Source organism: Streptomyces sp. NPDC047000, from assembly GCF_040644295.1.
Taxonomy (GTDB): Bacteria; Actinomycetota; Actinomycetes; order Streptomycetales; family Streptomycetaceae; genus Streptomyces.
This window is the reverse complement of record NZ_JBEYWE010000012.1, coordinates 121980-146871: the sequence shown is the minus strand read 5'-3', so window position 1 is coordinate 146871 and position 24892 is coordinate 121980. Positions and strand designations below refer to the sequence as shown.

Sequence of the window (24892 nt, the reverse complement as noted above, 5' to 3'; positions counted from 1 at the left end):
AAGATCACAGAGTTGAGGGAATGTCACCTTTTGGTAAGGGTGCGGTCAGTCGAAATTTTCGATCCGGTGGATTACCGGACGGGTGCGACGGAGGTGAACTCCACGGGCAAGCTACGCAGTCCACGCATGATGAGCCCGCCACGCCACCGCAAATCGGCTGAATCCGACGCGAGTTCCAGGTCCGGCAGCCGGGTCAGCAGGGTGCCGAGCGCGGTCTGCCCCTCGACCCGGGCGAGTGGCGCCCCCAGGCAGTAGTGGATGCCGTGGCCGTACCCGAGGTGTTGCATGTCACTCCGGGCGAGGTCGAGCACGTCCGGTTCCGCGAACCTCGCGGGGTCCCGGTCGGCCGCCGCGAGCACCACCAACACGGGATCACCTGCAGCGATGCCCTGACCGCCGATCGTGAGCGGCCGCGTGGCGAACCGCCATGTCGCGATCTCCACCGGGCCGTCGTACCGCAGGAGTTCCTCGACGCCGTTCTCCAGCAGCGCCCGTTCGCCGCGCGCGAGGGACTCCTGGAGCCGGCGCCGCTCCCCCGGGTGGGTGAGGAGGGCGTACACGCCGTTGCCGATGAGGTTGACGGTGGTCTCGAAGCCGGCGAACAGCAGGATGAACGCCATCGCCGCGACCTCGTTCTCGGTGAGGTGCTCACCGTGGTCCGAGGCCCGGATGAGGCCCGACAGGAGGTCCTCTCCCGCGTCGGGCTCGTCGGGCAGCAACTCCCTCTTTCTGTGGATCAGTTCGGCGAGGTAGCCGCGCATCTTCTTCACCGACCGCGCCACCCCGCCGCGCGGGCCGCCGCCGTGGCGGATCATCATGCCCGCCCAGTCCCGGAAGTCGTCCTGGTCCTCGCGCGGTACGCCGAGCAGATCGCAGATGGCGTAGATGGGGAGCGGGAACGCGAACTCGTGGATGAGGTCGGCGCTGCCCTGCCGGGCGAAGGCGTCGATCAGCCGGTCCGTCAGCTCCTGCACCCTCGGAGCGAACTCGGCGACCCGGCGCGGGGTGAACGCCTTGCTGACCAGCCGCCGCAGCCGGGTGTGGTCCGGCGGGTCGATGTTCAGCAGATGCGTCATCAGCTCCGCCTTGCGCTCCCCCGGGATCCCCGTCCGGCCCCTGGCGTGGGCCGGTTCGTCGTGGTGCTCCGGGTTCTTGGACAACCGGGGATCGGCGAGCGCCTGCCGCGCGTCGGCGTACCGGGTGACCAGCCATGCCTCCACCCCACTGGGCAACTCGGTCCACCGGACGGGTTCGTTCTCCCGCAGCCAGGCGTAGGCGGGATAGGGATCGGCGGCGAACTCCCAGGAGAACAACCCGGCCGCGGACGCCTCGGCGGCGGGCCGGACGGGAGCTTCGGCCGCGGGCCCGACAGGGGCTTCGGCGCCAGACCCGGCAGGGACTTCGGCCCCAGGCCCGACAGGAGCCTCGACCCCAGGCCCGACAGGAGCCTCGACCCCAGGCCCGGCGGGAGCCTTGGACGGGTGCCGGGGCGGGGCCGGGGCTTCGGGCGGGGCGGGTGTCTCGGTGGGCGACGGTGCCACGGCCGGTTCGCCTTGCGGAGCCGGGGTCGGTGAGCTGGGCTGGTCGGTCACTCCCCGACGTTATCCGGCACGGCATGAGAGCCGTGCGGCGGGCCGTCGGGGGTCGGAGTGTGTTCTGCCGTGCGGATCGCGTCGCGGTATGCGCGGGCCGCCGCTCGCAGGGCCGTTTCCGGGTCCACTCCCTCCGCCTCGGCGCGTGCCGCCAGGGCCAGGAGTTCGTAGCCGATGCCCTCGCCCCGGGGCAGCGGGACGTCGAGGCCGGCCGTGCGGGCACGGGAGACCAGCTTCGCGGCGAGGGCGAGGCCGGGCTGGCCCAGCGGGACGCCCTCCGTGACGGAGGTGCGGCGCTTCTCCTCCGCCTTGGTGCGCAGCCAGTGCGCCTTGACGTCCTCCGGGGTCTCGGCCCTCTCGTCGCCGAAGACATGCGGGTGGCGGTGGATCAGCTTGGTGACGATGCCGGCCGCGACGTCGTCGACGGAGAACGGCGCCTCCGGGTCCTCCTCCGCTATCCGGGCGTGGAAGACGACCTGGAGCAGCACGTCGCCGAGTTCCTCGCGCAGTTCCGCGCGGTCACCGGCCTCGATCGCCTCGACGAGCTCGTACGCCTCTTCGATGCCGTACTTGGCCAGCCCCCGGTGGGTCTGCCGGGAGGACCAGGGGCATTCGGCGCGGATGCGGTCCATGACCTGGACGAGGTCGAGCAGGCGCGCGCCCGGGAGGTCGTAGGAGGCGGGCAGCAGTTCCAGCTCCGGCATCCGCACCCGGCCGGACCCGGCGAGGCGGGCCAGTCCGTCGGTGAGCGCGGGCTCGCCCTCCCCGGTGGCCACCACCACGACGGTACGGCCGCCCGCGCAGGCGTCGACGAGCTGCTCGGCGCCCGGTGCGGCCTCGTCGACCGTGATGCCGGCCTCACGCAGATACGGCAGCTGCGGATGGGCGCCGTCCGCGCACAGGACACGGTCGGCGGAGCGCAGCGCCTGCCAGGCGGGCCAGGACAGCAGTCCGGGGGCGACGCGGTGGCTCGTGGTGAGCAGGAGGATACGGCCGGGAGCGGCTTCGGGGCTGGTGGTGTTCACGCTCCGAACGTAACGCACCCCGCCGGATCACCTCCGGCGTTGTCCACAGCCCCGAGATGTCGATGTGATCGTAGGACCGCATCGGTCGGCTTCGGAGGCGGAGCGGCCTGCGGTCTCAGGTCGCCGACTGCTGCGAGGCCGTCGTCGTGACGTCCCGTACCCACGGGGTCTTGGCGTCGACGCGGCTGCTCTTCTGGACGTCCCAGGCGCCGTAGCGCGGGTTGAGGTCGACCCGGAGTTCCCTGGACGCCGACGACAGGGCCTTCCAGAAGACGGGCTGGCTGGTGTCGGTGCCCAGTGTCGTGGCGAGCTTCTGGGCCTCGAGCTGGAGGCGGAGATTGTCGTCGAGGCGCGCGGGGGCGATGCCGTAGCGCTGCAGCCAGACCGTCTCCAGCGCCTTGGAGCCGCCCGCCTGCTGCTCCAGGCTGGTGCGCAGCTGCTGCACCTCCTTGCGGGTGACGGACACGCCCGCGGTCCCCGCGGCCTTGTGCAGCACCTTGTCGAGGATCATCTCGTGCAGCGTGTCGCGGGTGAGGCTGCCGGAACTGGCGAGCACCTGCTGGTACTGCGCGTCGTCCGTCACCGCCGCCCGCTGCGCCGCGCGCACCTCGTTGACCCGGGTCTGGAGCTGCCCCTCGGTGATCCGCCTGCCCCCCACGACGGCCGCCGCACCGGGGTGCGAGTCGTCACCGCAGGCGGTGAGCAGCGGCGCCGCCGCGAGGAGTGCGGCGGACAGGACGAGCGCGGAACGACGGCGGCGGTGCAAGGAAACCTCCCGAGGAGCTTGTGCGGCGGTGCACAAAGTCTTGCGGTGATCGATGGTAGGCAGTGGCCCAGCTCAGGCCAACCCATTCGACCAACGATTCACCAGGTTTTCGGGCACCGCCGCCACCCCGGCGTTCCGGCGCGCCCCGTGCCGGGTGTCAGCCGGTGATGGCCACCGGGGCGTCCCACGCGTCACGGTCGACGGTGATGGTGTAGCCGCCGCGCGACTCCTTGCTGTTGACCATGTACTGGTGGGCGCGGCTGTGGCCGGTGAACTGGGTGGAGCCCCACGGCCAGTCGGCGGTCGTGGTGTTCTGCTTGTCCCACAGCGCGTACCAGAGGTTGCCCGGCAGGTCCGTCTTGTCCTTCGCCGTGGCGATGGCCTTGGCGCTGGAGCTGGTGAAGCCGTAGTAGCCCGCGCGGTACGTCTTGGCGCGCAGCCCCTTGTCGAAGGCGCGGACGTACGTCAGCACGGCGTCGTTGCACGACGTGTTCGTGACGTCGTACGACTCCATGTCGAGGTAGATCGCGCTGCCGGTCCTCATGCCGAGGGCGGACGCCTTGGCGACCGCGTCGGCGGCGTCGCTCGCGCCGAGGCTCGCCGCGGTGGACGCGCTGATCTTCTCGGGGCTGGAGCCGGTCTGGCAGGGCGGCTGGGCGCCGACGTAGAGCGGTATGAGCTTCCAGCCCAGCGCGCTCACCGTCTTGACCCAGGAGGCGGTGAGGTTGGGCTGGGCGCAGCCGCGGTTCTTCCCGCCGACGTAGACGGCGGCGGCGCCGTAGAAGCCGGTGTTCCATGCCTTCATGGCGGCGGCGGACGGCGCGGCGCAGGTGTCGAAGGCGCGCCCGGTGTAGGTCTTCTGGGCGGGCCAGGTGGTGGCCGCCATCGAGGTCTGCGCCGCGATGCCCGCACCGGCGGCGACGGCGACGCCGACGGCCCCCCACGTGATGTATCTGCGTTTCCTCGACTGCCGATGGCTTGACAAGGTCTACCCCACCCCTGGATGTGCGTTACATGAGCAGAAAAAACGCGCCAAAGGACACGAAACCCGAAGGTGACCTGAAGTGCGCGGCACGACGGGTCCCGGCGGGTGCGCCGCGGCCCGTCCCTGCGGAGGACACCGGACCGTGCAGGTCACACGTATCTCTCGGGACCCGCCAAACTCTACCCCCGCACCTGCCCCAGCCATTGCAGGGTCCGGCGGATCTCGGCCGCCAGCGGATGGGCCGGGCCGCGCAGCCTCTCCACGTCGCCCAGCAGACGCGCGAGGGTGTCGTGCGCGGCGGGGCGGTCGCCGAGGGCCAGCAGCAGATGGCCGATGCGGCGGCGCACGTCGTGGGCGAGCTCCGGGTCGCCGGCGACGTACTGGTTCTCGTAGTACGGCAGCAGCGAGCGGTACTCGGCGAGCGCGGCCGCCGGTTCGCCGAGCTGCTCCAGGCACTGCGCGGCCTCGTAGCGGTAGCGCAGGGACTGCGGGTCGGCGTGGCCCGCCTCGGTGGCGCGCTCGTCGGCGAGCCGGCGCAGTTCGGGCAGCGCGCGCCGGTACTGGCCGTCGTCCAGGAGCGTGGCCACGTACTGCTTGCGCAGGGTGCGCACCACCGGGGAGTGCTCGCCGTGCTGTTCGGCGGCGGCGGGCAGGATGGCGCCGAGGATGTCGACGGCCTGGGTGATGCGGCCCTCGCCGAGCAGGCGCTTGACCTCGTCGACCGCGGCGGCCACATCGGGTCTGTCGGGCATGGCGGCGACGGGGGCGGGCTGGGGCGCGGGCGTGCGCGCGCGGTCCGGCCAGGGGGCGTGCGGACGCAGGAAGGGGCGCGTGGGATCGAGCGGCGCCCCGGTGGGTGTACCGCGCGGCGGCAGCAGCGTCTCCAGGTGGTCGTACACCTCCTGCGCGGAGGCGGGCCGGTGCTGCGGGTCCTTGGCGAGCAGGCGCAGGACGAGCGCCTCCAGCGCCTCCGGCACCTCGGGGCGCAGCCGGCGCACGGGCAGCGGGGGCTCGTACAGATGGCGGTGCAGCACCCCGAGGGCCGTGGAGCCCGCGAACGGTACGTTGCCGCTGAGCAGTTCGTGCATCAGCACACCGAGCGCGTACAGGTCGGTGTACGGGCCGACCGCGCCGCCCATCGCCTGCTCGGGCGCCATGTAGGCGGGCGAGCCGATGGGGGAGCCGGTGTGCGTCAGGCGCGTGGTGTCGGTGTCCATGACGGACGCCACGCCGAGGTCGAGGACGGTGACGGTGCCGTCCTGCTTCACCATCACATTGCGCGGCTTGAGGTCGCGGTGGACGATCGGCACGGCGTGCACGGCGCTCAGCACGGCGCACAGCTGCGCGGCGACCGCGACCGTCCACGGCCACGGGTACGGGTCGTGCTCGGCGAGATGGTCGGAGAGGTCGGCGCCGTCGATGTACTGCATGACGAGGAACAGTTCGTCGCCCGCGGTGCCCGCGTCGTGCACGGTGACCAGGCCGGGGTGGTCGACCTGCGCGGTCACCCGGCACTCGCGCAGGAAACGGCGGCGCAGTTCGTCGGCCTCCTGGCCGGCCACCTTGTCGGGGCGCAGCAGTTTCACCGCGACGCGCCGGTCGAGCCGCCGGTCGTACGCCGTCCAGACCTGACCCATGCCGCCCTGTCCGATGAGCGTGGACAGTTCGTAGCGGTCGGCGACGACCCGTCCTGCCGCCACGGTCACCTTCCGCCCTCGTGGTCGCCCTGCTGGTGGTCGTCGTGGTGACCGTCGTGCTTGCGCAGGTAGTCGCTCAGCTCGTCGAGTTCGGCGCGCACCTGGTCGATGCGGGCGGGCGCGGGGCGCTGCGGAGGCGGCGGCGTGGTCGACAGCGGCGGCTGGGGCGCCTGCACCGGCGGCGGGGGTGTCCGCAGCGGGGGCTGGGGGACGGCGGGGATCGGGGTGTGGTGCATCGTCGTGGCGGGGTAGGGCGCCGGGGGCTGCGGATAGCCGTACGTCCCGGTGGTACCGCCCGCGCCGTAGGCCGCCCGGCTCAGCTGCTGGTAGTGCCGGATCTCGGCGGTCAGGAAGTACGCGGTCGTCGCCACCAGCGTGCCCAGCAGCAGGAAGAGGCCCAGCCAGCCGCCGGTGGTGTGGATCTCGTCGCCGGACTCGGAGCCGAGCAGCACCAGGCTGAGGACGTCGGCGGCCATCACCGCCACGAACAGGCCCCAGTCCAGCGACTTGCGCGTCACGATGGCCAGTCGCAGCAGCATCGTCCAGGCCAGGAAGCCGAGACTGCAGAAGGAGACCACTATGAGCAGCATGCGCAGCACGACCAGCCATCCGGTGGCGGGCGGCTGCTTCACCGGCGGTGTGTAGCCGTGGCCTTGCATGGCTGCTCCTGATGCCTGAGTAGAACGCGTGTGCGGGCGCGAGCCGTTTCCCGGCGCTCCGGGCAACGGCGTTCGAGCCATTGTCGCGTCGAGCGTATAGGTCCACACGGACAACTGGTCCGGGTTGTACCGAACCGTTGCCGTGCTGATCGCTTCCCATGACGTCGCAGGTGCCGGCGGGTACCGGCGGAGCCGGGGCTTCCGGGCGGGGTCAGGCGTGCGCCCCCCGGCGCGCGATGGCCGGTTTTACGCCGGTGTGGATGCGGGTGCGCGTACGGGGCGACACGCGCCCCGACGGCCGCCGATCACCGGCCGGCGGCCGTCAGTCCGGGGTCACCGTGCCGTCCGTCAGGCCGTCGTACATCCCGCGCACGAGCTGCTCACCCAGCCGTCCCGCATACCTGAGCGCGCGTTCGAACTCGTCGAGCTCCCGGAACCGCGCGCCGTAACGCCGCTGTTCGCCGAGCGGGACGCGGGGCAGCTGGAGGCGGCGCACGTCGAGGCGGGTGGCCGCGGACACGTAGCTGCTGGCCTGGCGGTTGTTGGCGGTGCCGCGCAGGAACCCGGCGAGGAACCACGGGTCGAGCGCCGCGGGATCCGGGCGCAGCAGTACGAGGTGGCGCCCCAGGGCGGCGCCGGCGGTCGTGTCGTCGATCACCCGCACGACCGAGCCGCCGCCGAGCACCGGGACGACGACATCGCCGGCCGCCGTGAGGACGGCCTCCTCGTCGCTCTCGGGCAGCGTCCCGGAAGGGGCGGTGCCCGCCAGGACGTCGGTGTCGGTGAGGACGGGCACGCGCGCGTTGCCGCCGCTTCCGCCGGTGCGCAGCAGCAGGGCGCCCCCGCGGGCGAGTTCACCGACGGTCGTGAGCGGCCGGCGGACGGGGTGGGCGGACTCGGCCGGTGGCGGGGTGAGGTCGGAGGTCAGCCGCAGGGTCTCGCCTAGGCGGTCCCGTACGGCGACGAGCTGCTCGGCACCGTCGGCCGCGGCGGGCGGGGGCAGATGGCGGGCCGGGGCGAGGTCGACGTCGTCGTCGAGGAGTTCGATGACCGGCACCGAACGGGCCGACCCCGGACGCTCGTCGAGCCGCCCGGCGCGGTCGAAGGCGCGCCAGGCGTCCAGGACGGTGTCCCGCACGGCCTGCCAGTCCGGGCCGCCGCGCCCCTCCGCGGCGAACCGGCCGGTGTCCACGAGCAGCACCTCGGGCTGCGCGGGCGCCGCACCGGGCCGCCGCAGCACCCACACGTGCAGCGGAATGTTGTACGGCGGCGCCGCCCCGACCGGCAGGGCCACCACGGCCCGCAGCGCGCCCCGGCGCAGCAGGTCGGCGCGGATACGGCGGCCCGAGCGGCGGGAGGCCGCGGCGGGCGGCATGAGCAGTACGGCGGTCCCGCCCTCCCTCAGCCGGGCGAGGGCGTGCTGCACCCAGGCCAGCTCGGACTCGGTGCGGGCGGGGAAGCCGTACTCCCAGCGGGCGTCGTAGGCGAGTTCGTCGTGCCCCCAGTTGCGCTCGTTGAACGGGGGGTGGCACAGCACGGCGTCGGCGCGCAGGCCCGGGTACGCGTCGGCGCGCAGGGTGTCACCGGCGGCGGCGCGCACCGCGGCCCGGGTGTGGAGGGCGAGACGGAGCGCGGTGAGGGCGGTGAGGTCGGGGGCGCTGTCCTGGGCGTGCAACTCCTGGCCGGGGCGGCCCGGGACGGCGCGGAGCAGTGCGCCGGTGCCGCAGGCGGGGTCGAGCACGCTGAGGGCGGGGCCGGCCAGGTCGGCCATGAGACCGGCGAGACCGGCGGGGGTCAGGGTGTACTGGCGCGGGTTGGCGTCGAGGTGCCGCCCGAGCAGGAACTCGAAGGTCTGGCGGGCCCCCAGCTCGGCGGCCAGTTCGGCGGCGCCGCGCAGCAGGGGGACGGAGGGGAGGAGCTGGGGGGCGGTGGGGGCGTGAACAGCGAGCGTGGTGTTCACAGCCCGTTGGGGGTTCACGCCGACCGGGGAGTTCACGCCGGGCGGGCGGTGCGGGCGGTTCACGGCGTGAAGGCCGCCGGCGGCGGGCGCGGAGTGCGCGCCGCCCGCCGCGGACGGCCCCGCAGGCACGGACGGAGCAGTCGTCGGCGACTGCGGCGACTGCGGCGACTGCGGCGACTGCGGCCACGATCCCGCCGACGGCGCTCCGAACCGCGCCCCCAGTACTCCCGTCATCGCCTCCGGCAGCATCGCCGCCAGCCGCTCGTCGGAACCGGCGCTCACGTCCAGCCACAGGGTGGGCCGCTCATGGATGAGCAGCAGGGCGCAGCCCGCGTGCACCAGGGCGGTGACCGGCCCTTCCGGATGTCCGGCGAGCCGCTGCCAGACCCGCTCGCGCAACGGCACCTCGGCGAGTTTCCCCTGCCCGCGCAGCCATGCCTCGACCGCGGCCAGCGCGAAGGAGGGGCTGGTCTCGGTGCCGCCGACCGGCTTGGGGAAGTCGGCGTGCCGGCGCCGCCAGTTGCTGACCGCGGCCCTGCCGACACCGGCGAGCCGTGCGATCCCCGCCGCGGTCACTTCCGTCGCGTTGTCCTGCATGCGCCACTTTCCTCGTACCCGCCCCGTGTGTGACGCCGAGCATACCGGGGAGGTAAGAGAATCCGGTTCACGGGCGTGTATCAGTCAACCTCTGTCATTGATGTTGACTCGGTTCACAGCTCACGCTGTCACTGACCCGCGAACGAGCGGTTGCGGATACTCCGGTGCCGGGAGCCCCTCCGTATCGGCCCGGCACGGCTCGGGCACCGCGCTCGCGGCCTGGTGCCGCGGCACTAGTTCGCGTGGAACCGTTCCGGGGCCTTGGTGGGGTTGCCGCCCGAGGGGAGGTTCTGGCCGGGGCAGGTGGACAGGACCTTCTTCATCGCGGCCTTCTCCGCCGAGGTGACCCACAGTCCGTACTTCTTCTTCACGGCGACCTGCGCGGCGACATACGTGCACCGGTACGACGTGTTCGGCGGCAGCCAGGTCGCCGTGTCGCCGTCGCCCTTGCCGCGGTTGGCGCTCGCGTCGACGGCGAGGAGGTTGAGGGGATCGTTGGCCAGGGCTATGCGCTTGCCGGCGTCCCAGTACTTGGCGCCCTTCTGCCAGGCGTCCGACAGGGCGACCAGGTGGTCTATGTCCACCAGGCTCCGCCCGCGCCGGTACGCCACCTCCTTGCCGGAGTACGGGTCCGGCTTCAGCGTCCCGGAGGACACCCGGCAGGTGCCGCCGGTGAACTTCACGTTCTTCAGGTCCCGCTTGAGGATGTCGTCCCGGGTGTCGCAGGAGTTCGAATCGGTGTCCGCCCAGGCGGTGCCGAAACGGGAACGCTCGTAGCCCGTCTTCGGGGCGCGGCCCTTGACGGTGAGGGAGTCCACGGCCGCGAGCGCCGCACCGCCGCCTCCGCCCGAACCGGATCCCGCGGTCGTGTCCGGCGAACTGCCGGATCCCGCGGTCATGTCCTTGCATCCCGCGAGCGTGCCCAGCAGCACGACGACGGCAGCGGCGGCGGCCGCCCCACCCTTCAGACGCGTCACGGCACGCCCTCCCCTGGAACTCCCCGGTCCGCCCTCCGTCCGGGCGGATGTCCACAGGTGTCACCGTAACCGCGAAAAGGCGTTCCACACGTGCCGCGGCCCGGACGAGGAGAGAGCCCCGCCCGGGCCGCGGCGCACGGCTGCCGGTGCGCCCGGACCTCCGTCACCCGTCTCCGGCCGTCACGACCCCAGGATCGACGCCAGGAACTCGCCCACCCAGCTGAGCAGTTCGCGGCCGACCAGCGGCTTGCCGCCCACCTTCGCCGTCTTGGGGCGCGGCACCAGGACCTGGTGGGCGGCCGGCTTGAGGACCGAGCCCGGGTAGAGGCGCTTGAGGCGCAGTTCCTGGGACTCGCGCAGCTCCACCGGCGCGAAGCGGATGTTGGTGCCCTGCAGGACGATCTCGCCGACGCCGCACGCGCGGGCCAGCATCCGCAGTCCCGCCACCAGCAGCAGGTTCTCCACCGGCTCGGGCAGCTTGCCGTAGCGGTCGGTGAGTTCCTCGCGGACCGCCTTGATGTCGTCCTCCGAGTTGGCGGAGGCGATGGCCCGGTACGCCTGGAGGCGCAGCCGCTCGCCGGGCGCGTAGTCGTGCGGGACGTGCGCGTCGACGGGCAGCTCGATCTTGACCTCCAGGGGCGGCTCCTCCTCGATCTCCCCGGTCTCCAGCTGCCGCCGGTAGTCCGCGACCGCCTCGCCGACCATGCGCACGTACAGGTCGAAGCCGACGCCCGCGATATGACCGGACTGCTCGCCGCCCAGCAGGTTCCCGGCGCCGCGGATCTCCAGGTCCTTCATCGCCACGTACATGCCCGCACCCATCTCCGTGTGCTGGGCGATGGTGGCGAGCCGCTCGTGCGCGGTCTCCGTGAGCGGCTTCTCCGGCGGGTACAGGAAGTAGGCGTACCCGCGCTCGCGGCCGCGCCCGACCCGGCCGCGCAGCTGGTGCAGCTGGGACAGGCCGAAGGTGTCGCCGCGTTCGACGATCAGCGTGTTGGCGTTGGAGATGTCGATGCCCGACTCGACGATCGTCGTCGACACCAGGACGTCGAACCTCTTCTCCCAGAAGTCGACGACGACCTGTTCGAGGGCCGACTCCGACATCTGGCCGTGCGCCGTGGCGATCCGCGCCTCGGGAACGATGTCGCGCAGCCGCGCCGCCGCGCGGTCGATGGACTCGACGCGGTTGTGGATGTAGAAGACCTGGCCCTCGCGCAGCAGTTCACGGCGTACGGCGGCACCGATCTGCCGCTCCTCGTACGGCCCGACGAAGGTGAGCACCGGGTGGCGCTCCTCGGGCGGGGTGGTGATCGTCGACATCTCGCGGATGCCGGTGACCGCCATCTCCAGGGTGCGCGGGATCGGGGTCGCCGACATGGTCAGGACGTCGACGTTGGCGCGCAGCTTCTTCAGCTGCTCCTTGTGCTCGACGCCGAAGCGCTGCTCCTCGTCGACGATGACCAGACCGAGGTCCTTGAACTTGGTCTCCGAGGCGAACAGCCGGTGGGTGCCGATGACGACGTCCACGGAGCCGTCCCTGAGGCCCTCCAGGACCGCCTTCGCCTCCGTGTCGGTCTGGAAACGCGACAGGGCGCGCACGTTGACCGGGAACTGCGCGTAACGCTCGCCGAACGTGCCGAAGTGCTGCTGCACCAGCAGCGTCGTGGGCACCAGGACGGCGACCTGCTTGCCGTCCTGGACGGCCTTGAACGCGGCGCGCACCGCGATCTCCGTCTTGCCGTAGCCGACGTCGCCGCAGATCAGACGGTCCATCGGGACCGACTTCTCCATGTCGTCCTTGACCTCGGCGATGGTGGTCAGCTGGTCGGGGGTCTCCGCGTACGGGAAGGCGTCCTCCAGCTCGCGCTGCCACGGCGTGTCGCCGCCGAAGGCGTGTCCGGGGGCGGCCATGCGCGCGCTGTAGAGCTTGATCAGGTCGGCCGCGATCTCCTTGACGGCCTTCTTCGCGCGCGCCTTGGTCTTCGTCCAGTCGGCGCCGCCGAGCCGGTGCAGGGTGGGCGCCTCACCGCCGACGTACTTGGTGATCTGCTCCAGCTGGTCGGTGGGGATGTAGAGCCGGTCGCCGGGCTGGCCGCGTTTGGCGGGCGCGTACTCGACGACCAGGTACTCGCGGGTGGCGCCCTGCACGGTGCGCTGTGCCATCTCGATGTAGCGGCCGACGCCGTGCTGCTCGTGGACGATGTGGTCGCCGGCCTCCAGGGTGAGCGGGTCGATGCTCTTGCGGCGCCGGGCCGGCATCCGCGCGCCGTCGCGGCCCGCGGCCTTCTGGCCGGTCAGGTCGGTCTCGGTGAGGACGGCGATCCTGAGCCGCGGGTCGACGAGACCGTTGTCGATCGAGCCGCACGACACGTGCACGACGGACGGGGACAGTTCACCGAGGTCCGGGTCCAGGCGGGCGGCGATGCCCTCGCCGCCGAGCACCTCCGCCGTACGGGACGCGGGGCCGTGGCCCTCGGTGACGAACACCGTGCGCCAGCCGTCGGCGAGCCACCCCTTGGTGTCGGCGAGGGCTCGCGCGGTGTCGCCGCGGTAGGCCTCCGGCGCGCGCATGCCCAGCTTCAGGGTGTCGGAACCGGCGCCGAGGTCGAAGGTCTCGTCGGCGGCGAACGGTGACACCGACCACCACATCATGTCGAGTTCGCGCGCGCGGTCCCGTACGTCCGCGATGGACCACAGGGACGCCGCGCCGACGTCGATCGGGGCCTCGCCGCCGCCCGCGGTGGCCGCCCAGGACGCCTGGAGGAACTCCAGCGAGGTGGCCACGAGGTCACTCGCCCGCGTGCGCACCCGCTCCGGGTCGCAGACGACGGCCATCGCGCCGCCGGGCAGCACGTCCAGCAGCAGTTCCATGTCGTCGACCAGGACGGGCGCCAGGGACTCCATGCCCTCCACGGCGATCCCCTCGGCGATCTTGCCGAGCAGTTCCCCGAGTTCCGGGTGCTGTTCGGCGAGGGCACGCGCGCGCGTGCGGACGTCGTCGGTGAGGAGCAGCTCACGGCACGGCGGCGCCCACAGGCCGTGCTCGGCGACCTCCAGGGAGCGCTGGTCGGCGACCTTGAAGTAGCGGATCTCCTCGATGTCGTCGCCCCAGAACTCGACGCGCAGGGGGTGTTCCTCGGTGGGCGGGAACACGTCGAGGATGCCGCCGCGCACGGCGAACTCGCCGCGCTTCTCGACCAGTTCGACGCGTGCGTACGCGGCCGCCGCGAGCGCCTCGACCACGGTGTCCAGGTCGGCCGTGCCGCCCGTCCGCAGGGCCACGGGTTCCAGGTCGCCCAAACCCTTGACCTGGGGCTGGAGCACGGACCGCACCGGCGCGACGACGACCTGGACCGGGCCGGTGGCGGGGTCGCCGGGGGTCGGGTGGGCCAGGCGGCGCAGTACGGCGAGACGGCGGCCGACGGTGTCGCTGCGCGGGCTGAGCCGCTCGTGGGGCAGCGTCTCCCACGACGGGTACTCCACGACGCCGTCGGCCGGCAGCAGCGTGCGCAGGGCCGCCGCCAGGTCCTCGGCCTCCCGGCCGGTCGCGGTCACCGCGAGCACCGTACGGCCGGTCTCGCGGGCCAGCGCGGCCACGGTGAAGGGACGTGCCGCCGGGGGGCCGACCAGGTCGACGTGCATCCGGTTGCCGTCGGTGGCCGCCTTGATCGCTTCCGCGAGGGCGGTGTCCTTGACGACGGCGTCGAGCAGACCGTGCAGGCTCATGGAGGGGGCTTTCGTCCGAGGGTGCGGGGGTTCGGTGTTGCGGGGTTCCGGGTTGCGGGAGGTCAGGGTCGCGGGTCAGGAGTACGGGATTCGGGCGGGGTCCGCCGGGTTCCCGAGGCCGGGTCGGAGGAGAGCGGGCAGCACGAACAGCCCGACACGTCCGGCGGGGCGGGGGTCTCCAGCCTACGACGCCGCCCCGGCGTGCGCCGGGGCCTGTGGATAACTCGCCGCTGTCCCCGCGCTACACCCCGTGGACGGCTCCGTACGCACCCCTGCCCCCGGTACGGCCCCGGCCACCCGTCCGTAGGAGCGCGCCGGACCGACCGCCTCCTCCCCGCCGCAACGCCGACGGGCCCGGTGCCGGGAAGCCCCCCGTAGGCTTCCCGGTACCGGGCCCGCGCCCGCCGTGCGATCGGCACCCCCTGCGGGGGGCGACCTCCGGCCGGCCCCCGCAGCGGCGGCTACTCCGTCGCGATCGCGTTGAGGACGTTCATCCGTCCCGCCCGGAACGCCGGTACCAGGGCGGCGAACAGGCCCACGAAGGCCGAGCCGAGGAAGACCGCGGTGATCGTCGGCCAGGGGATGTCCAGCATGTTCAGGCCCTGGAGCGCCAGCAGCTTCTGGGCGGCGGCGCCCCAGCCCATTCCGAGGCCGAGGCCGAGGAGCGCGCCGAACAGGGCGATCACGACCGACTCCAGGCGGATCATGCGGCGCAGCTGGCGGCGGGAGAGGCCGATCGCCCGCATCAGGCCGATCTCACGGGTCCGTTCGACCACCGAGAGGGCCAGGGTGTTCACCACGCCGAGGATCGCGACGATGATCGCCAGTGCCAGCAGGCCGTAGATCATGTTCAGCAGCTGGGCGATCTGGTCCTTGAACGACTGCTTGTAGTCGGTCTGGTCGCGGACCAGGTACTGCGGGTAGTCGTGCAGCGCGGACTTCAGCGCCTTGTAGGCGGCGGCCTGCTGTCCGGGCTCGGCGTTGGCGAAGAGGATCTGGTCGAGCGGCAGCTTGTCGGCGGGCACGTACTTCTCGAGCGTCGAGGTCGCGGTGTACATCGAGCCCTTGTCGATCATGACGTCGCTCTTGGTGATCGCGCGGACCGTGAGGCGGGCCGTGGCGCCGTCCTTGAAGGCGACGGAGATCGTGGAGCCCAGGTGGATGCCGTGCGCCTCGGCGAACTTCTCGTGGACGGACATGGAGTCCGGCCGGTAGGCGTCCGCGAGCTTCCCGTCGGCCGTCTCGGCCCGCAGGTCGTCGGCGTAGGTCGGGTCGGCCGCGGCGAGGTCCTGGCCCTTGACGGTCTTGCCGTCCGGGGTCGTGAAGTCCGCCGCGATGTTCCGGTACTCGGTGACGTGGGTCAGTCCCGGCGTCCGCTTGACCGCCCGGGTGGCCTCCGGGGTGATCAGCACACCGGAGTCGTTGACGACGATGAAGTCGGTGCCGACGGTCTTGTCGAACTGGTCCATCGCCGAGGCGATCATGGAGGAGCCGACCACCGACAGACAGGCGACCAGCGCCAGGCCGATCATGAGGGCCGCGCCGGTGGCACCGGTACGGCGCGGATTGCGCAGCGCGTTGCGTTCGGCGAGGCGGCCCACGGGGCCGAAGACCCGCAGCAGGACCGCGCCGAGCACCCGGACCACACCGGCCGCCAGCAGCGGGCCGACGGCCACGAAGCCGAGCAGGGACAGCACCACGCCCAGGGCGAGCCACCCGGAGCCCGTCGCCGCCTTGTCCGCGGTGGCGGCCAGGTACAGGCCGTACGCCCCGCCCGCCGTGAGCAGGAGGCCGAGCACGGCGCGGACGGCGCCCGCGCGGCCGTCGGCCGGGGTGCCCGCGTCCCGCAGCGCGGCCATCGGGGAGACCTTGCCGGCGCGCCGGGCGGGCAGATAGGCGGCGAGGACGGTGACGACGACGCCGAGCACCACGCCGACCACCGGGGTCGTCCAGGCGACGGTGAGGTCGTCGGTGGACAGCTCCATGCCCATCTGGCTCATCAGCTTCATCAGGCCGACCGCGATGCCGACACCGGCGCCGACGCCCAGCACCGAGCCGACGACCCCGAGCAGCAGCGCCTCGACGAGCACGGATCGGTTGACCTGCTTGCGCGAGGAACCGATGGCCCGCATCAGGCCGAGTTCCCGGGTGCGCTGGGCGACCAGCATGGAGAACGTGTTGACGATCAGGAAGATGCCGACCAGCAGGGCGATCCCGGCGAAGCCCAGCAGCGCGTACTTCATGACGTCCATGAAGCTCGCGACGCTCTTCTGGTTGGCGTCCGCGATCTCCTTGCCGGTGCGGACGCGGTAGTCGCCGCCCAGGGACGCCGCCACGTTCTTCTTCAGCTGCGTCTGGGTGACGCCGCCGGCCGCCATGACCTCGACGTTCGTGTAGACGCCGGTCCGGCCGACCAGGGCCCGCTGCGCGGTCGGGGTGTCCAGGTAGAACATCGCCGCACCGGGGTTGGTGACGTCGAACTTCGCGATGCCGGAGATCCGCGCGGTGTGCGTGCCGACCGCGCTGATCAGGCCGATCCGGTCGCCGAGCTTCAGGTGGTGCTTGCGTGCGGTGTCGGCGTCGACCATGACCTGGCCGGAGCCGTGCGGCGCGGCACCGTCGGTGATCTTCATGGTGCGGGCGTCGTTGCGGTTCCAGCTGCCGACGATGGTCGGGCCGCCGCTCTTGGGCGAGAGGCTGTCCTTGTTCGCGTCGACGACGGTCACCGAGGTGGAGAACACCGTGCCCACGGCCCACTGCACGCCCTGCGCCCGGCGCGCGCCGTCGACCACGGAGGCCGGCATGACCGGCGGCTTGCCGGTGTCGGAGGTGGTCTCACCGGTGTCGGAGGCGCCCTTGGGGCTCACCTGGACATCGGCCGAGGTGGCCTGGAACAGCTTGTCGAAGGTGGTGTTCATGGTGTCCGTGAACACCAGCGTCCCGCACACGAACGCCACCGACAGCAGCACCGCGACCGCGGACAGGGCCATGCGCCCCTTGTGCGCGAAGAAGTTGCGCAGGGAGGTCTTCAGCACCGTCATGACGTACGCCCCCGCGCGTCGAAGTCCTTCATGCGGTCGAGGACCTGATCGGCCGTCGGCTGGAGCATCTCGTCGACGATGCGGCCGTCGGCGAGGTACAGCACGCGGTCCGCGTACGACGCGGCGACCGGGTCGTGGGTGACCATCACGATGGTCTGGCCCAGCTCGTCCACGGACGTCCGGAGGAAGCCGAGCACCTCGGCGCCGGCGCGCGAGTCGAGGTTGCCGGTCGGCTCGTCACCGAAGATGATCTCCGGGCGGGCCGCCAGGGCGCGGGCCACGGCGACCCGCTGCTGCTGACCGCCGGACAGCTGCGCCGGGCGGTGCTTGAGCCGGTCGGCGAGACCGACGGTCTCCACGACCCGTCCCAGCCACGCCTTGTCGTACTTACGGCCGGCGATGTCCATCGGGAGCGTGATGTTCTCGAGCGCGTTCAGCGTCGGCAGCAGGTTGAACGCCTGGAAGATGAAGCCGATCCGGTCCCGGCGCAGCTGCGTGAGCTTCTTGTCCTTCAAGCCGGTTATCTCGGTCTCGTCCAGGTAGATCTGGCCGCTGGAGACGGTGTCGAGGCCCGCGAGGCAGTGCATCAGCGTCGACTTGCCGGAGCCCGACGGCCCCATGATCGCGGTGAACCGGCCGCGGGCGATGTCCACGTCGACATGGTCGAGGGCGACGACGCGGGTCTCCCCGGCCCCGTATGCCTTGACGACCTGCCGCGCTCGCGCGGCGACGGCCGTACGCTCTCCAGTACCCCCGTGCCTGGGAATGGTCACAGCCGAAGTCACGGTACATCTCCTATGTCGGTCAACGAGTGATATGCGTAGGCGCACATGCTGAAGTGATCAGCGGTCAGTGGTCGGTGTGGTCGGCCGGCGCCCGGTCCCGGTGCCGTCTCCTCGACGACACCGACGAGTCTTCCGTCCCGGGGCCCGCGGCGCGCTGGTGCGGAGCCCCGTCTTCTGCTGGGGAAAACCCCACCCCCGTCGGTTCGGTCAGCCACCCCCCAGCGGCGTAAAGCCAGGTTAAGGAGCGCACCCCGCCCGTCTCGTCCTCCGCCGGGACGACCGTTCCCCGACCCTTGATGAGGAGCTACCCCTAGGGGCTTTCCACCCCCGGGCGGAGGCCGCCTCAGGGTCGCCGCCACTTCGGCCCGGCCCGACCCGGCCCGACCGGCCCGACCGGCCTGACCCGCCCCACCCGGCCCGACCGAGCCACCCGGCGCACCCGAGCCACCCCAGCCCCCGGCCTGCCGCGCGGGACGGCCGACGCGCCCCCGGACGCCCCGCTCGCCGTACCGCTCGCGGCCGGGCCGCCGTCTCACTCGGCGGGCGCGCGTCCTGCCAGGGACGACAGGCTGCCGAGGACACGATCCAGTTCCGCGCGTACCTCGTCCGACCGCTCACCGTGCTCACGCAGCGCCCGCTCCGTCTCCCGGGCGATCAGCTCCTGCCGGGCCCTCGCCTCGGCGAGCACCGCCGCCGCGCGTACCCGCGCCGCCTCCTGGACCCGCCCCGCCGACTCCTGCGCCGCCCCGAACACCCGCCGCGCCTCGGCGAGATCCGCCTCGGCGCGCGCCAGCGCCCGGGCGTGGTGGGCGTCGAGCGCCGCGGCCCGCCCGACGGCCTCCCGGTCGGCCGCCGCCCACCGCCCGGCATGCTCCTTCCGCTGCCCGGCCAGCAGTTCCGACGTACGCCGGCGCGCCTCACGGAGCACGGCCAGCGCCTCACCGCGCCCCGCCTTCACCTCCCGGCGCGCCGTCACCCGTACCTCGTCCGCCTCGGCGCGTGCCGCCAGCAGCCGCGCCCTGGCGTGCTCCTCGGCCTGGGCGCGTACGGCCTCCGCGCGCGGTCTCACGGCCTCCCGTACGCCCTCGGCGCGCACCCGCGCCTCCTCCGCACGGCGCTCGGCCTCCTGCCGCGCTCCCCTCACCACGTCCCACGCCTCCTCGCGCGCCAGCTCGAGGACGCGCCGGGCGCGCTCCCCCAGCGCGTGGTACGACTGCGGCGCGAGCCCCGCCACGACCGCCCTCAGCCGCTCCAGCTCCGCCTCCATGTCCCTGGCCAGCACCGTGAGCCGGGCGGCGCGCTCCCAGGCGGCGTCGCGGTCCTGCCCGAGCGCCTCGGTGAACGCGTCGACCTGCTCGGGGCGGTAACTCCGCCTCCACCGCGCCCCGAAGCCGTTCCACGTCACCCGCGGGCTGCTCATCCGGGACCTCTCTCCATCCGAAAAGGCGCGAAATGAGATGACGATTAACGCTTCGTCACTTCGCGCATATTGTGATGGATCGCGATCCGGCAGACATGACGTGACACTCCGCGGGCGGGGCGCGGCCGCCGTCCGTACGCACACGACAGGGCCGGGCCCGGTCAGACGACCGGGCCCGGCCCTGTTCGACGATCCGCCGGTCCGCCGGTCCGCAGGATCGACGGGTCAGCAGCTCACCGGCGCTTCAGAGCAGTCCGTCCCACATCTGCTCCAGCAGCACCGACCACCAGCTCTCCGGCGACCCCAGCGCCGCCGGGTCCAGCGACGCCAGCTGCGCCTGGAAGTCGACGGTCCAGCGGCCCGCCTGCTCCTGGTTCAGTCCGTACCGCAGCCGCCACATCCGGCCCAGCAGCGCCAGGCAGCGCGCGAACTCGGGCAGCCCCGTGTTCACGAACTGGGGCGGCACCGGAGCACCGCCCGGCCCGGCCTCCACGGGCACCGCCACGATGTTGGCCGTGCCGTACTGCACACAGACCGCCTTGCCGAAGTCGGTGCCCATCACGAGGTACGACCCCGCGTCCACGGCGGCCTGCACCCCCCGCTCCTGCGCCAGCTCCGCCAGGGTCGGCACCGGACGGCCCGGCTGGGCCTGCGCCCAGAAGAACGGACCCAGGTCCAGCGGCAGCCCCGCCACCACCAGCGTGTGCGCCACCACCGGCGGCACACCCTGCCGGGACACCGCGGCCTGCTCGAACCGGAAGACCCCCGGCCCGAACGCCGCCCCCAGTTCCTGCGCGATCCCCTCCGGCGGGATCGGCGGCGCGGGCTGCACCGGCGGCACCGGCACCCGCACCGGCGCCTGCCGCGCGGGACCGTCCGCCACCTGGTGCAGCTCGCCCTGGTGCGCCAGCAACTGCTGCATGCCCTGCTGGCGGCTCGCATGATCCGTGCCGTACGGCGCGATGCTCGTGATGCGCGCCTGCGGCCACTGCTCCCGGATCATCCGCGCGCAGTACGCGCCCGGCAGCTCGCACGACTCCAGCTCCGTGTGCAGCTCCAGCACCTGGTCCGGCGGCACGTTCATCCCGCGCAGCTCGTGGAAGATCTGCCACTCCGGATGCGGAGTGCCCGGCGCCGAACGCCGGATCAGCTGCTGCTCCGACCCGTCCTGCGCCCGGAAGCGCAGCACCGCCTGATACCCCGGGCCGACCATGGGCATCGCCTGCTGCTGCGGATAGCCGTACGCGGGAGGCTGCTGACCCGGCATCGGCTGACCCGGCACGTGCGGGCCCTGCATCGGCGGGCCCTGCATGGGTGGACCCTGCATGGGCTGACCGGTCATCGGCCGGCCCGGCACGGGCGGCGGACCGGGCGGTACGGCGCCGGGCGGCATCCCGGGCATCCCGGGGGCGGGCGGCGGCGGAGGCGCGCCGGGGGTGCCCACCGCGGGCCCGGCCAGCATGGTCTCCGCGTAGTGCACGGTGCCGGGGGCGCCGGGCACGCCGGGCGGCTGCGGGGCACCGGGGCCCATGGGGTTCGGGTTGGCCAGCATCGTCGCGGCGTGGTGGACACCGCCCGGGGGCGTACCACCGGGCGGGTTCGGCGCGCCAGGCGCATCAGGGACGCCCGGGGCACCCGGACCCGCCGGGGTCTCCGGTCCGCCGGGGCCGAGCGACGACACCAGTTGCGTCGGCTGGTACCCGCCCCCGGGAGCGCCCGGTGCGGGCGGCGGCGGGGGCGTGCTCCCGTGCGGGGCGCCGGGCACGCCGGGCGCACCGGGCACCGGCGGAGGCGGCGGGGGCGTGCCCGCGCCGCTCCGGCGGGCCCGCGCGGGCGGCGGGGCCTTGCTCGTCGCGGCGTCCGCGATGTCCTCGGCGTTCGGTGCGAGGCGCCGCTCGGGACCGCCGGGGTCGCCGGGGGCGCCCTGCGGATAGCCGTACGACGGCGCGGGCGGGGCCGGAGGCGGCGTACCGGGACCGCCCGCCCCGGGCGGGGCCATGGGATAGCCGTACGACGGCGCGGCAGGCGGCGGAGGCGGCGGCGCACTGCCCAGCGGCGCACCCGGCGCACCCGGCGTGCCGGGCATCCCCGGTGACGGCGTGTCCGGCTGCAACGCACGCGCGCGCGTGGTGGGCGGCAGCTGGCTGCCCCCCGGGAGCAGCGCCGTCCGCGCCTCCGGCGGCGTGTCCGACCGGTGGTCCGACGGAGCGTCCTCGGGCACCTCGGCCAGCGCCGACGCGAACACCGTCTCGGGCAGCGGCACCGAACGGTCCTCACCCGCGTCCGCGTTGGTGTCCGTGCCCGCCCACGGCGTCGCCCCCGCCGGCACCGCCGCCGCACCCGGCACCCCGGCGGCCGGCGGCCACACGGCACCGCCCCCCGCCGTACCGGACCCGGCACCCGGCGGCCGGTCGGCGGGCTCGGCACCCGCCCCGTAAGCCGCACCCGGAACCGGAGCCGGAGCCGGACCCGCACCCGGGCCGCCGGCACCGCTCACCGGCACCCCGGCCTGCGTCTCCGGCAGCGCACCGCCACCGGGCCGCCCGGCACCGGAGGAGACCGGCGAGCCCCCGGCCCCCGTCCTGGACGTACCCGGGCCCCCGCCGCCCCTGCGGTCGGGGATCCCCAGCTTGTCCGCCGCCTCCTGCAACCACTCCGGCGGCGACAGCAGGAACGACGTCTGGTTCAGATCCACCCGTGCCGGAGCGGGCGGCGCCACCGGCGGACCGGCGTCGTCCGGACGGCCGTACTCCTCCTCGTACCGGCGGATCACCTCGCCCACCGGCAGCGCCGGCCACAGCGTGGCCTCCCCGCTGTCCCGGGCGATCACCAGCCGCTGCCCGCCCCCGTCCGAACGCGGGCCCTCCGGACGGTCCTCCGCCCACACCACGAACCCGAGCTCGAACTCCCGCACCCGCACCTCACGGTGCTGGTACGCGGGCACGTCCCCGTTGACCCATTCCTCGGCGCGCTCCTGCGCCTGCGCGAACGTCACCATCGCCGAGCTCACTCCCCCACCGAAGAGACGGGGACAGCGTGTGCGAAACCGCCGTCCACCATCAGATTCGCCACCGTCTCCAACTCCGGCGGAGAACCCGCCAGCCGCGACAGGAAGGCGTCGAAGTCCTCACCGCACGGCAGCAGCAGCCGCTCCACCCGCTCCGGCTGCGACCACGACGGATCCACGTCCCGCGCGTCGTCGTACGCGCAGAACCACACCGAACCGGCCCGCTGCCCGCGCACCTTCACCGCCAGCAGCCCGCCCTGCACGAAACCGATCCCCAGGTAGTCCTTGGTGAGATGGTCGCGCAGACACTTGTTGACGTAGACGAGATCGTTGACGGCCGCCTCGTCCCGCACCGTGAAGAACGGCTGGTCGATCAGCAGCCCCAGCTCCGCGTACAGCGCCGTCCCCACCGGCGCGCAGCCGCCCGCCGCCTTGAGGAAGGACCGGTACGGGCCCGGCAGCCGGTAGCCCAGATCCTCCTCCACGCCCTGCACCTGCTGCTCCGTCACCGCGACCAGCGACTTCGGCAGCCCGAAATGCGCCGGACGCGTCTCCTGGAGCGGCCGCGTACCCCGCTTCAGCTGGTCCACGTTCGCGGTCGCTATCCCGCCGTGATGCCTCAGCAGCGCCTTCACGTCGACGGGGACCAGTTCGAGCCGCCGTGAACCCGCCACGTGGTGCCACGTCCAGCCGTGCGGCGTCGCCACGTCCGGCACCGTGTCCCACAGGTCGTGTCCGGTGGCCGCGAGCGCCGCGTTCGCCGACACGTAGTCCGTCAGCCGCAGTTCGTCGACCCCGAAGCCCTCCGGCGGCTCCGCGATCTCCACGGCCGCGCGCGCGTAGGGGGAGAAATCCGGGTAACCGTGCTCGTCCACCCGCACCCCCCTGGGATGACGTGCCGCCCGGACCGGATCCGGGAAATGCACGACCTGCCCGGCGTAGGCCGCGTTCGGCGGCGCGGCTTGTCCCCCGGCCTGGCGGCCGGGAGGTGCCCCCAGCCCGAGCCGACCTGTCGTCATGGCGGTTGCCCCCTGCGGCGCTCTGTACGGACCGACTTCACCATCCGTAATGACCACGTCTGGCGCACTACGGCCCGTATGGACTGTCTCCGACGCGTTGACCGCGCGGATCGCGGTGCCGACAGCCTATTCGCTACGCCGACACAGGTCACCGGCCCTCCACTTCCGTGACCTGCCGTCACCCTGCCGTGACAGCCCGCCCAAACCCGGGCGTGTCGCACGCCTCAGTTAACGCAGCCGCCACGGGATTTGGCACCCTGTGGACTCCGGGGCATGCTCGGGAGGGAATGACGATCATGAACGCGACGCAGACGGGAACACGCACAGGGGCCCCCGAGCCACCGCACGGCGGCACCTCGGGCACCCCGCACACCGGTATGCCCGGCGCCCGGCGCACCGGCACCGCCGCGGATCCGCACGCCCCAGGCCCCACGGCCGCGGGCCCCCCGGGCACCGGTGACCCCCGGGTCGGCTGGAGCGCCGCCGACGCCCGCACGGCCCCCGCCCTCCACCACCGCCGCGACGGCATACTCCCCACCGTCGCCGCCGCCCTCTCCGTACGCGGCGCCACCCTCACCGGCACCGCCGCCCGCGGCGACCAGCCGCCCCCGCTCCACCCCCTCGTCCAGGACTTCCTCGACACGCTCACCAGCGCCCAGCGCGACCGCTTCACCGGGCGCTGCGCCGAGACCATCCTCGTCTCCCGCCACATCACCGCCGCCGACGCCACCCGCAGCAAACGCGCCGCGCGCAAACCCATGACCAACGGCGAAGCCCGCAAGATCCTCAAGCAGGCCAAACTCACCACCCGTCACATCCGCGAGGACGGCGACCCCCTGCACGGCGCCTTCGCCGCCCCCTGCCGCGCCTGCGCCGCGCTCACCGCCCACTTCGGCGTCCGCGTCGTCGACCCCACGGCGGCAGCCGGCTGAACGCCCGCCCCCGCACGCACGTACAGCACGTACAGCACGTACAGCACGTACAGCACGTACAGGACAACCCAGGCACGAAGATCGAAGAGCAGATGCACACGGACCGCACCTCGCCCCCCAAGCTCTCAGCTCCGTTCGAGCAGGGGGTACCCCCATCCCGCTTCGCCGTCCCCGTCGACGCCGCCCTGCGCGCCGCGGGCTGGGTACCCGGACGCTGGGACATACAGCAGGCCGAGAGCTGGGCCGACACCCTGCGCGGCCACATCTCGCCCGCCGGGCATCTGCACGCCGTCTTCCCCGCCGCCGTGGAGGCCTGGGCCGAGTTCGGCGGGCTGCGCATCACCCCGGCCGGCCCCGGCCGCCAGGTGGCCCCCGTCCACGTCCATCTGGACCCGATGCACGGCCTCCACCTCGCCCGTACCCTCAGCGACCTCGGCCGCGCCCTCGGCGCCGAGGTCAGCCCGCTCGGCGCGGAGACCGAGACGCACGCCGTGCTCGCCATCGACGCCGTGGGCCGCGTCTACGCCCTCGACCACACCGGCGACTGGTACCTCGGCCCCGACATCGACCACGCCCTCACGGTCCTCGTCTCCGGCATAGCACCCGCACGCCTCACCGCAGGCTGACGCCCCGCCCAGGGCGCCGCGCCGGACGTGACCCCACACCGGCCCCGGCGCCACGCCGAAGCACCGCACCGAAGCCCC

At 73.2% G+C, this 24892-nt stretch carries 16 protein-coding genes; 2 read left to right on the top strand and 14 right to left on the bottom strand.

Annotation, left to right across the window (positions count from 1 at the left end; genetic code table 11):
• Positions 1-71: 71 nt before the first annotated feature.
• The 14 genes from ABZ862_RS20625 to ABZ862_RS20560 form a co-directional block, all read right to left on the bottom strand.
• A complete protein-coding gene (locus ABZ862_RS20625; protein ID WP_360960051.1) occupies positions 72-1313 on the bottom strand; it encodes a cytochrome P450 in 1242 nt (413 codons plus the stop codon).
• Positions 1314-1588: 275 nt separating this feature from the next.
• A complete protein-coding gene (locus ABZ862_RS20620; RefSeq protein ID WP_360960049.1) occupies positions 1589-2617 on the bottom strand; it encodes a nucleoside triphosphate pyrophosphohydrolase in 1029 nt (342 codons plus the stop codon).
• A gap of 115 nt (positions 2618-2732) precedes the next feature.
• Entirely contained in the window at positions 2733-3383 is a 651-nt protein-coding gene (locus ABZ862_RS20615; RefSeq protein ID WP_360960047.1) for a SurA N-terminal domain-containing protein, read from the bottom strand.
• Positions 3384-3540: 157 nt separating this feature from the next.
• Positions 3541-4368, bottom strand: a complete 828-nt coding sequence (locus tag ABZ862_RS20610; RefSeq protein WP_360960045.1) for a glycoside hydrolase domain-containing protein — start codon at positions 4366-4368, stop codon at positions 3541-3543.
• Between the two features lie 179 nt (positions 4369-4547).
• A complete protein-coding gene (locus ABZ862_RS20605) occupies positions 4548-6032 on the bottom strand; it encodes a serine/threonine-protein kinase (RefSeq protein WP_360960211.1) in 1485 nt (494 codons plus the stop codon).
• Positions 6033-6070: 38 nt separating this feature from the next.
• Positions 6071-6724, bottom strand: coding sequence for a hypothetical protein (locus tag ABZ862_RS20600; protein WP_360960044.1), 654 nt, complete (start codon positions 6722-6724; stop codon positions 6071-6073).
• Positions 6725-7046: 322 nt separating this feature from the next.
• Positions 7047-9281 (bottom strand): N-6 DNA methylase, encoded by a 2235-nt coding sequence (locus ABZ862_RS20595; protein ID WP_360960042.1) that lies wholly within the window; start codon positions 9279-9281, stop codon positions 7047-7049.
• Positions 9282-9514: 233 nt separating this feature from the next.
• A complete protein-coding gene (locus ABZ862_RS20590) occupies positions 9515-10258 on the bottom strand; it encodes an HNH endonuclease family protein (RefSeq protein ID WP_360960040.1) in 744 nt (247 codons plus the stop codon).
• A 180-nt stretch (positions 10259-10438) separates the two neighbouring features.
• Positions 10439-13984, bottom strand: a complete 3546-nt coding sequence (mfd, locus tag ABZ862_RS20585; RefSeq protein WP_360960038.1) for a transcription-repair coupling factor — start codon at positions 13982-13984, stop codon at positions 10439-10441.
• A gap of 461 nt (positions 13985-14445) precedes the next feature.
• A complete protein-coding gene (locus tag ABZ862_RS20580; RefSeq protein ID WP_360960036.1) occupies positions 14446-17025 on the bottom strand; it encodes an FtsX-like permease family protein in 2580 nt (859 codons plus the stop codon).
• Complete coding sequence (locus tag ABZ862_RS20575; protein ID WP_360960035.1) at positions 17022-17810, bottom strand: ABC transporter ATP-binding protein; 789 nt, start codon at positions 17808-17810, stop codon at positions 17022-17024. Before ABZ862_RS20575 ends, ABZ862_RS20580 begins: the two co-directional genes overlap by 4 nt.
• 532 nt (positions 17811-18342) lie before the next feature.
• Positions 18343-19230: a cellulose-binding protein gene (locus ABZ862_RS20570; RefSeq protein ID WP_360960034.1), complete on the bottom strand. Its 888-nt coding sequence runs from the start codon at positions 19228-19230 to the stop codon at positions 18343-18345.
• A gap of 244 nt (positions 19231-19474) precedes the next feature.
• Positions 19475-22228, bottom strand: coding sequence for an SUKH-4 family immunity protein (locus ABZ862_RS20565; protein ID WP_360960032.1), 2754 nt, complete (start codon positions 22226-22228; stop codon positions 19475-19477).
• An 8-nt stretch (positions 22229-22236) separates the two neighbouring features.
• Positions 22237-23256, bottom strand: coding sequence for an SMI1/KNR4 family protein (locus ABZ862_RS20560; protein ID WP_360960030.1), 1020 nt, complete (start codon positions 23254-23256; stop codon positions 22237-22239).
• 287 nt (positions 23257-23543) lie between these two features.
• On the opposite strand from ABZ862_RS20560, the gene ABZ862_RS20555 reads away from it, so the two are divergent.
• Together ABZ862_RS20555 and ABZ862_RS20550 are read left to right on the top strand one after the other, a co-directional pair.
• Positions 23544-24188, top strand: a complete 645-nt coding sequence (locus tag ABZ862_RS20555) for a YwqJ-related putative deaminase (protein WP_360960028.1) — start codon at positions 23544-23546, stop codon at positions 24186-24188.
• A 92-nt stretch (positions 24189-24280) separates the two neighbouring features.
• Positions 24281-24814 carry an SUKH-3 domain-containing protein gene (locus ABZ862_RS20550; RefSeq protein ID WP_360960026.1) on the top strand — a complete coding sequence of 178 codons (534 nt, stop codon included), beginning with the start codon at positions 24281-24283 and terminating at the stop codon, positions 24812-24814.
• Positions 24815-24892 lie beyond the last annotated feature (78 nt).